The sequence below is a fragment of the Kingella bonacorsii genome, assembly GCF_016623605.1.
Classification (GTDB): domain Bacteria; phylum Pseudomonadota; class Gammaproteobacteria; order Burkholderiales; family Neisseriaceae; genus Kingella_B; species Kingella_B oralis.
The window spans coordinates 1-1251 of record NZ_JAEHNZ010000008.1; the positions used below are offsets into that span (position 1 = coordinate 1).

Below are 1251 nucleotides of genomic sequence, written 5' to 3' on the forward strand. Positions count from 1 at the left end.
TTTGCTCCTGCGCAATAATCGCTTTCGCTTCTTTTAAAGCTGCCTGCAAAACAAACGAATTGATGCTGGAAATTCCTGCCAACTGGGCAGCTTCTTTTAATAAATCTTGTGTTTGCACATCAATCCGTGCGGTTATGCGTGGAGCAGTTGAAGTCATCATATCTTATCCCTTTTAAAACGTGCCAAAATGGCACGCAATAAGTTTAAGATTACAACTTAATATTGTCAAACGAAAAGGCAGCCTGAAAATGTTTTCAGGCTGCCTTATCTTACCCGCCCAATAAATTATCTCCACCACGCCAAATCACACGCCCTAAAATCTCATCCCCTGAATTTTCTGCCATATCTGAAAAGCGGATTTTGTCAAAATTATCACTGCGATAAAGCCAGCGTTGGCTCACGTCCATAATCAACCTGCGGATAATTACCGCTCCTGTTGTCCGCCTAATCACAAAAATTGCGTTTTCTTGCCTAGTCGTTTCCAATTTATTGAACACCACGTCATCAAATATGCCGATTGTGGGCGACATACTTTCATCCGTTGCCTGAATAAACTCTAAAAAATCACTATCCCATCGTTTTGATTGAATAAACTTCTTTTTTAAAGCCACGTTGCTTTTAGTTGAACTAATAAAATCAATACCCTGTTCAAGTAAGTTTGTCTTTTCTAGCTTCTCAGGTGGATTTTTGCCGTACAACAGCCATTCGGGTGATACTCCTAGCGCAAGTGCCAAATCTACAATCTTACCCGAGCCTTGGCTGTGTCCTAATTCAATTTGAGCAATCGTGCCTTGACTTACTTTGGCACGTTTCGCCAATGCTGCTTGGCTTAATGACATTTCAAGTCGCCGCGCTTTCACTCTCTCCGCAAAGCTCTCATTCATTTTTTGCCCTTATGTTTCAAAAATTAGTAGTCTAATTTGAAACGAAATTATTTTTCTGCTTGTAAATAATTAGATTACTAATTTAAAATGGTGCAATTTCCACATCGGAGAATTTTATGGATTGGTCAAATATCATTAGCGAATTACAAAACGCTGGTTATTCTCAAAAGCAGATTGCGGAACATTGCGGATGTTCACAAGGACTTATTTCACAAATTAAAACAAGACGATATAGTAGAGAAAATGGTAAGCAAAGTACGGTTTCCTATTCAATGGGCGTGGCATTATTAAGTCTGTACGAAAAAATCAATCGTCCAACAACTGGTTCAACTGAATAATTGGTTTAAACCATGCCCACCCCCTACCC

General features: G+C 39.4%; 3 protein-coding genes. 1 reads left to right on the forward strand and 2 read right to left on the reverse strand.

The window, feature by feature from the left end:
• On the reverse strand, positions 1-160 hold a 160-nt coding region (locus JDW22_RS13475; RefSeq protein WP_200523470.1), incomplete at its 3' end, for a type II toxin -antitoxin system TacA 1-like antitoxin.
• A gap of 109 nt (positions 161-269) precedes the next feature.
• Positions 270-884 carry an XRE family transcriptional regulator gene (locus JDW22_RS13480; protein ID WP_200523471.1) on the reverse strand — a complete coding sequence of 205 codons (615 nt, stop codon included), beginning with the start codon at positions 882-884 and terminating at the stop codon, positions 270-272.
• A 116-nt stretch (positions 885-1000) separates the two neighbouring features.
• On the opposite strand from JDW22_RS13480, the gene JDW22_RS13485 reads away from it, so the two are divergent.
• Positions 1001-1222, forward strand: coding sequence for a helix-turn-helix domain-containing protein (locus JDW22_RS13485; RefSeq protein WP_200523472.1), 222 nt, complete (start codon positions 1001-1003; stop codon positions 1220-1222).
• Positions 1223-1251 lie beyond the last annotated feature (29 nt).

Excerpts from the sequence above, each read along its gene's own strand:
- JDW22_RS13485 (WP_200523472.1), top strand. The coding sequence starts at position 1,001 with ATGGATTGGTCAAATATCATTAGCGAATTACAAAACGCTGGTTATTCT.
- JDW22_RS13480 (WP_200523471.1), bottom strand. The coding sequence starts at position 884 with ATGAATGAGAGCTTTGCGGAGAGAGTGAAAGCGCGGCGACTTGAAATG.